We start from the raw sequence: 6,627 nt of genomic DNA on the forward strand, positions 1-6,627 counted from the left end.
CTGTCGGTTGCGTCGCAACTTGGCGATCTCTTTGAATCGGCGGTCAAACGGCGCTTCGGGGTCAAGGATTCAAGTCACATAATCCCGGGCCATGGTGGGCTTATGGATCGGCTCGACGGGCTGGTGGCGGCGATGCTATTGGCGGCCGTTTTCGGGTTCCTGCGCGGCGGCGCGGATGGCGTCGGCCGCGCTCTTATGGTTTGGTGAGGTCATGAGCGCAGTTCCATTGCGGAATACCAAGTCCGCGGCATCCGCCGTGCGAAGCGTCAGCGTGCTTGGAGCCACCGGCTCGATCGGCGACAGCACGATGGACCTGTTGCGAGGGGCGCGCGACCGCTTCCGTGTCGAGGCGCTGACCGCCAACTCCAACGTCCAGGCCTTGGCCAAGCTCGCTCGCGAATTCGGCGCACGCTTCGCAGCGATTGCCGATCCGGCCAGGCTGGGCGAGTTGAAGGAGGCGTTGGCCGGCACCCGCACGGAATGCGGAGCAGGCGAGAGCGCGGTGATCGAGGCCGCCGCGCGGCCGGCGGACTGGGTGATGGCGGCGGTGAGCGGCGCGGCCGGCCTGAAGCCGGCGCTGGCCGCAGTCGACCGCGGCGCCACGGTTGCGCTCGCCAACAAGGAATGCCTGGTGTGTGCCGGTGATTTCTTCATGCAGCGCGCCATGAAGGCCGGCGCCTGCATCCTGCCGGCGGATTCCGAGCACAACGCGCTGTTCCAGGCGCTCGGCTCCGGCAACCGTGACGAGCTGGTCCGCGTCATCATCACCGCCTCCGGCGGACCGTTCCGCACCTGGGACCCCGCCGATATCGAGCAGGCGACGCTGGCGCAGGCGCTGAAGCATCCGAACTGGAGCATGGGACAGAAGATCACGATCGATTCGGCCTCGATGATGAACAAGGGGCTGGAGGTGATCGAGGCTTCCTACCTGTTCGGGCTGACGCCGGACGAGATCGACGTCCTGGTGCATCCGCAATCGATCGTGCACGGCATGGTCGAATTCGCCGACCGCTCCGTGGTTGCCCAGCTCGGCACGCCCGACATGCGCATCCCGATCGCGCATTGCCTGGGATGGCCGGACCGAATCAAGGGACCATCGGCAAAGCTGGACCTCGCCAAGGTTGGCCAGCTCACCTTCGAGGCGCCCGATTTCGCCCGCTTCCCCGCCCTGCGGCTCGCTTACGATTCGTTAAGGACCGGCTTCGGTGCCACTACGGTATACAATGCCGCCAATGAGATCGCGGTTGCGGCCTTCATCGGTGGTAAGATCAGATTCGGCGCCATCGCCCGGCTCGTGGAGGCCACGCTGGATGCCTGGATTCGCGCCAGTAATCTGTCACCTCTGAAATCGGCCGACGACGCGATCGCCATTGACCATAATGCCCGAAATGTGGCGGCCACCCTGTTGCCTCAAATTGCCTTAAAGGCATCTTAGAGGGTTCGTTACAAGGTTCGGGATCGGGGGCTCCCGCTCTGCAGATTGGGAACACGGATGTCCGAATTTTTTCTCCATGGTTTCAATACCTTGGGTCATGGCCTGATCGGTTACGTGATCCCGTTCCTGTTCGTCCTGACGATCGTCGTCTTCTTCCATGAGCTCGGTCATTTCCTGATCGCCCGCTGGGCGGGCGTGAAGGTGCTGACCTTCTCGCTGGGGTTCGGGCCGGAACTGGTCGGCTTCAACGACCGCCGCGGCACGCGCTGGAAGATCTCGGCCGTGCCGCTCGGCGGATATGTGAAGTTCCTGGGCGATGACACCGAGGCGTCGACGCCATCGGCTGAGGCGTTGGCCAGCATGACCGACGAGGAGCGGGCGGCCAGCTTCCATCACAAGAAAGTGGGCCCGCGCGCGGCGATCGTGGTGGCCGGTCCTCTTGCGAATTTCATCCTTGCCGCGCTGATCTTCGCCGGAATGGCGCTGTATTTCGGCAAGCCCAGCCAGATTGCGCGGGTCGACGGGGTCCAGCCGGACAGCGTCGCTGCGGCGTCGGGTTTCAAGGTCGGCGACGTCGTGATCTCCATCGACGGCAGCGCCATCGAAAGCTTCGCCGACATGCAGCGAATCGTCGGGACTCACGCGGGCTCGGCGCTGGTGTTCTCGGTCAAAAGGGACGGCGAGGTCATCACGTTGCAGGCGACCCCCGCGCTGCAGGACAGGAAGGACGCCTTTGGCAACACCCATCGCATGGGCGTGCTGGGCATCCAGTACAACGCCCAGCCCGGCGAGCCCAATTCGATACCGGTCGGCGTTCCGGAAGCGCTCAAGATCGGCGTCGAGCAGGTCTGGTACATCATTTCGAACACGCTCAGGTTCGTTGGCTCCCTGTTCGTCGGCGCGGGCAATTCGGGCGAGGTCGGTGGTGTCCTGCGAATCGCCCAGCTCTCCGGACAGGCGGCCAGCATGGGCTTTCAGTTCCTGGTTCAGATTTGCGCCGTCCTGTCGGTCTCGATCGGGCTGCTCAACCTGTTCCCGGTTCCCCTGCTGGATGGAGGGCACCTTTTGTTCTACGCCGTCGAGGCCGTCCGGGGCCGCCCCCTGTCGGAGCGCGCGCAGGAGATGGGATTCCGAATCGGACTCGGCCTGGTGCTGATGTTGATGGTGTTTGCGACCTACAACGACATCCTGCACCTGACGGCATCGTGACCGGGCTTTTTTGTGACGTTGCCAATGCGCAACGTCTTGGAACGAAAATGAAAATGCAGCGCGTTCCAACGTTTGCCGGTCCGGCGAAATTGGCTACAAGCGAGCAATTCGATGGGAATCTGCCGGCTTGCGGGGGTGCAAACCGGCTCGGAATGAGGGCGCGGCGCGCATGAAGTTTGGACTGCTGGGGAGGGGGGTCCTGTTGGCCGCCCTAGTCATGTTTGCCGCGCCGGTAACCACCGCGCTGACGGTGACGCTCGTGTCGTCTTCGGTCGCCGCGCAGACGGTCAATTCGATCGAGGTCGTGGGCAATCGCCGTGTGGAGGTGGAGACCATCCGCTCCTACTTCAAGGCCGGTCCCAGGGGGACTCTCGATCCCGCCGCCGTCGATGACGGCCTGAAGGCGCTGATCGAGACCGGCCTGTTCGCCGACGTCAGGATCAGCCGCGCCGGCGGCCACATCGTCGTCACGGTGGTCGAGAATCCCGTGATCAACCGCGTTGCCTTCGAGGGCAACAAGAAGGTCAAGGACGAGCAGCTCACGGCGGAAATCCAGTCCAAGCCGCGGGGCACCCTGTCGCGCCCGATGGTGCAGTCCGACGCCCAGCGCATCGCGGAAATCTACCGTCATTCCGGCCGCTACGACGTGCACGTCACGCCCGAGATCATCGAGCAGCCGAACAACCGCGTCGATCTCGTCTTCACCATCGAGGAGGGCGGCAAGACCGGTGTCAAGACCATCGAATTCGTCGGCAACAGCTACTATTCGTCGTACCGGCTCAAGGACGTCATCAAGACCCACGAGACCAATTTCCTGAGCTTTCTCGGCGGCAACGACGTCTACGATCCGGACCGGGTCGAGGCCGACCGCGACCTGATTCGCCGCTTCTATCTGAAGCACGGTTTCGCCGACGTGCAGGTGGTGGCCGCGCTGACGGAGTACGACCCGCAGAGGAAGGGCTTCCTGATCACCTTCAAGATCGACGAGGGCCAGCAGTACCGCGTCGGATCGGTCGACTACCAGTCGAGCATCGGCACGCTCGACGGCAGGTCGCTCGCGAGCTTCTCGCATGTCAACGTCGGCTCGGTCTACAACGCCGAGGCGCTGGAGAAGTCCGTCGAGGAAATGCAGATCGAGGCCTCGCGGCGCGGCTATCCGTTCGCGATCGTGCGTCCGCGTGGCGACCGCAATTTCGAGGCTCACACCGTCTCGATCGTGTTCTCGGTCGACGAGGGCCCGCGGACCTATATCGAGCGCATCAACATCCGGGGCAACACCCGCACGCGGGACTACGTGCTCCGCCGCGAGTTCGACATCTCCGAGGGCGACGCCTACAACCGCGCGCTGGTCGACCGCGCCGAGCGGCGGCTGAAGAATCTCGACTTCTTCAAGAACGTGAAGATCACCACCGAGCCCGGCTCGTCGAGCGACCGCGTCATCCTCAACGTCGACGTCGAGGAGAAATCGACCGGCGACTTCTCGATATCGGGCGGCTACTCGACCACCGACGGCGCGCTGGCCGAGGTCTCGATCTCCGAGCGCAACTTCCTCGGACGCGGCCTGTTCGCCAAGGCGGCCGTGACCTATGGCCAGTACGCCCGCGGGCTCTCGCTGTCCTATGTCGATCCCTATTTCCTCGACTATCGGGTCGCGCTGGGGCTCGACGCCTACTACCGCGAGCAGATGGCGAACAACTTCATCGCCTATGGCACGAAGACGATCGGCTTCAGCCCGCGGCTCGGTTTCCAGCTCCGCGAGGATCTGTCGCTGCAGCTGCGCTACTCGATCTATCAGCAGCAGGTCACGCTGCCGCTGACCCTCGCCAACTGTAACAACACGATCGGCGGCTCGCAGGTCGGCAACAACTTCCTCGCGTTCAATCCGACGCCCGCCTTCGTGGCGGCGAACGGCGGCAATGCGTTCGGCGCGACCGACACGTCGGGCCTCGGGCTGTTCTGCTTCAGCGACGGCGAGGCCTCGCTGCCGGTGCGCAAGGAACTGGCGAACGGCGCGACCCTGACGTCGGCGGTCGGCTACTCGCTCAACTACAACACTCTCGACAACAACAAGAACCCGACCGACGGTCTGCTGATCGACTTCAGGCAGGACTTCGCCGGGGTCGGCGGCGACGTCACCTACCTGAAGACCCAGATCGACGGGAAGTACTACACCCCGCTGGTCGCCGATATCGTCGGGCTCGTCCACGTGCAGTCCGGCATCCTGAACAAGATCGGCAACAACGAGCTGCGCATGCTCGACCAGTTCCAGATGGGTCCGAACCTCGTCCGCGGCTTCGCGCCGAACGGCATCGGTCCGCGCGACATCAATCCCTACGGAACCCAGGACGCGCTCGGCGGCACCAAGTACTGGGGCGCCTCGCTCGAGCTGCAGATGCCATTCTGGTTCCTGCCGAAGGAAGTCGGCCTGAAGGGCGCGGTCTATGCCGATGCCGGCGGTCTGTATGACTACCAGGGACCGACGACATGGGCGGCTACCAGCGAGCTCACCACGCCGCAGAACTCCAACTGCATCAAGCCGACCCAGGCTCCGACGGCGACGCCCGGCACCTGCACCGGCCTGGTCTACGACAATGGCAACACCGTCCGCAGCTCGGTGGGTGTCGGCCTGATCTGGTCCTCGCCGTTCGGACCGCTGCGCTTCGACTATGCGATCCCGCTGACCAAGGGTCCGTTTGACCGCGTGCAGGAATTCAAGTTTGGTGGCGGCACGACCTTCTAAGGCGGATCGCCCGGGAAAGACGCATCAAGCAAGCTGAGATTCGGTTCCGGTCCATCCGGAACCGAATTTCCGTATCCGGCCGGACCGTGATGGCGCTGCCGACATTCTTCAGGACTCCCCCCGCATCGACGCTTGCTGATATCGCCGCGTCGACCGGCGCGTATCTGGCCGATCCCTCGCGGGCCGGGCACCCCATCAAGGGGCTTGCCTCGCTGGACGAGGCCGGTCCCATGCATCTGACGTTCTTCGACAATCTGAAATACGCCGACCAGCTTGCCGCGACCAGGGCCGGCGCCTGCCTGGTCAGCGCGCGGTTCGAGGCCAGCGTGCCGGCCCATGTCGCCGTGCTGCGGGTCGCCCAGCCGTTCCGCGCGTTCGTCAAGCTCGCGCGCGCATGGCATGAGGATGCGCTGAGGCCCCAATCCTGGTTCGGCTGCGAGGGGATCGCGCCATCCGCCATCATCGACCCCAGCGCGCGGCTGGAGGACGGCGTCATCGTCGAGCCGCTGGCCGTGATCGGGGCAAATGTCGAGATCGGCGCAGGGACCGTGGTCGGCGCGGGGGCCGTGATCGGCCCGGGGGTCAAGATCGGCCGCGATTGCAATGTCGGCGCGCGCACGGCGATCCAGTGCAGCCTGATCGGCAATCATGTGCTGATCCATCCCGGCTGCAGTATCGGGCAGGACGGTTACGGCTTCCTGTTCTTCAGCGCGGAGGGCCATGTCAAGGTGCCGCAGACCGGCCGGGTCCTGATCCAGAACGACGTCGAGATCGGGGCGGGAACCACCATCGATCGCGGCAGCCTGCGCGACACCGTGATCGGCGAAGGGACCAAAATCGACAACCAGGTCCAGATCGGCCACAATGTCACCATCGGCCGGCGCTGCCTGCTGGCCGCCCAGATCGGGCTCGCGGGCAGCCTGACGATCGGGGACAATGTGGCGCTGGGGGCGAAGGTCGGCATCAACAACCACCTCAAGATCGGCGACGGCGCCCAAGTGACGGCAATGAGCGCGGTGAAGGACGACATCCCGCCGAACGGCCGCTGGGGCGGTCATTTCGCCAAGCCGACCAGACAATGGTTCAGGGAGATCGTCGCAGTCGAGCGCCTGGTGCGCGACGAGGCGGCGAAAGCAAAGGACGAAGGGCAGACGTGATGGAGGAGGCACCGGTCAGGTTCGAGCTCGTGGATATCAATGCGATCCTCCAGACCCTGCCGCATCGGTTTCCGATGCTGCTGATC

At 64.5% G+C, this 6,627-nt stretch carries 5 protein-coding genes and 1 pseudogene; all 6 read left to right on the forward strand.

The annotated features are described in order from the left end of the window. The coding region (locus JOY90_RS19770; RefSeq protein WP_291692793.1) for a phosphatidate cytidylyltransferase at positions 1-207 on the forward strand (207 nt) is incomplete at its 5' end. A 4-nt stretch (positions 208-211) separates the two neighbouring features. Continuing rightward, positions 212-1,435, forward strand: coding sequence for a 1-deoxy-D-xylulose-5-phosphate reductoisomerase (gene dxr, locus JOY90_RS19775; protein ID WP_291692794.1), 1,224 nt, complete (start codon positions 212-214; stop codon positions 1,433-1,435). A gap of 57 nt (positions 1,436-1,492) precedes the next feature. Next, complete coding sequence (locus JOY90_RS19780) at positions 1,493-2,644, forward strand: RIP metalloprotease (protein WP_291692795.1); 1,152 nt, start codon at positions 1,493-1,495, stop codon at positions 2,642-2,644. A gap of 169 nt (positions 2,645-2,813) precedes the next feature. Next, positions 2,814-5,384: an outer membrane protein assembly factor BamA gene (gene bamA / locus JOY90_RS19785; protein WP_291692796.1), complete on the forward strand. Its 2,571-nt coding sequence runs from the start codon at positions 2,814-2,816 to the stop codon at positions 5,382-5,384. Positions 5,385-5,473: 89 nt separating this feature from the next. Continuing rightward, positions 5,474-6,541 carry a UDP-3-O-(3-hydroxymyristoyl)glucosamine N-acyltransferase gene (lpxD, locus tag JOY90_RS19790; protein ID WP_291692797.1) on the forward strand — a complete coding sequence of 356 codons (1,068 nt, stop codon included), beginning with the start codon at positions 5,474-5,476 and terminating at the stop codon, positions 6,539-6,541. Continuing rightward, positions 6,541-6,627, forward strand: a pseudogene (locus JOY90_RS19795) (3-hydroxyacyl-[acyl-carrier-protein] dehydratase FabZ); the annotation flags it as partial. The gene lpxD and the pseudogene JOY90_RS19795, both read left to right, overlap by 1 nt.

This window comes from Bradyrhizobium sp. (assembly GCF_019242285.1).
Lineage (GTDB): Bacteria > Pseudomonadota > Alphaproteobacteria > Rhizobiales > Xanthobacteraceae > Bradyrhizobium.

What these genes read in the sequence shown, in the direction of transcription:
- dxr (WP_291692794.1), top strand. Translation starts at nt 212, where the DNA reads ATGAGCGCAGTTCCATTGCGGAATACCAAGTCCGCGGCATCCGCCGTG.
- JOY90_RS19780 (WP_291692795.1), top strand. Translation starts at nt 1,493, where the DNA reads ATGTCCGAATTTTTTCTCCATGGTTTCAATACCTTGGGTCATGGCCTG.
- bamA (WP_291692796.1), top strand. Translation starts at nt 2,814, where the DNA reads ATGAAGTTTGGACTGCTGGGGAGGGGGGTCCTGTTGGCCGCCCTAGTC.
- lpxD (WP_291692797.1), top strand. Translation starts at nt 5,474, where the DNA reads ATGGCGCTGCCGACATTCTTCAGGACTCCCCCCGCATCGACGCTTGCT.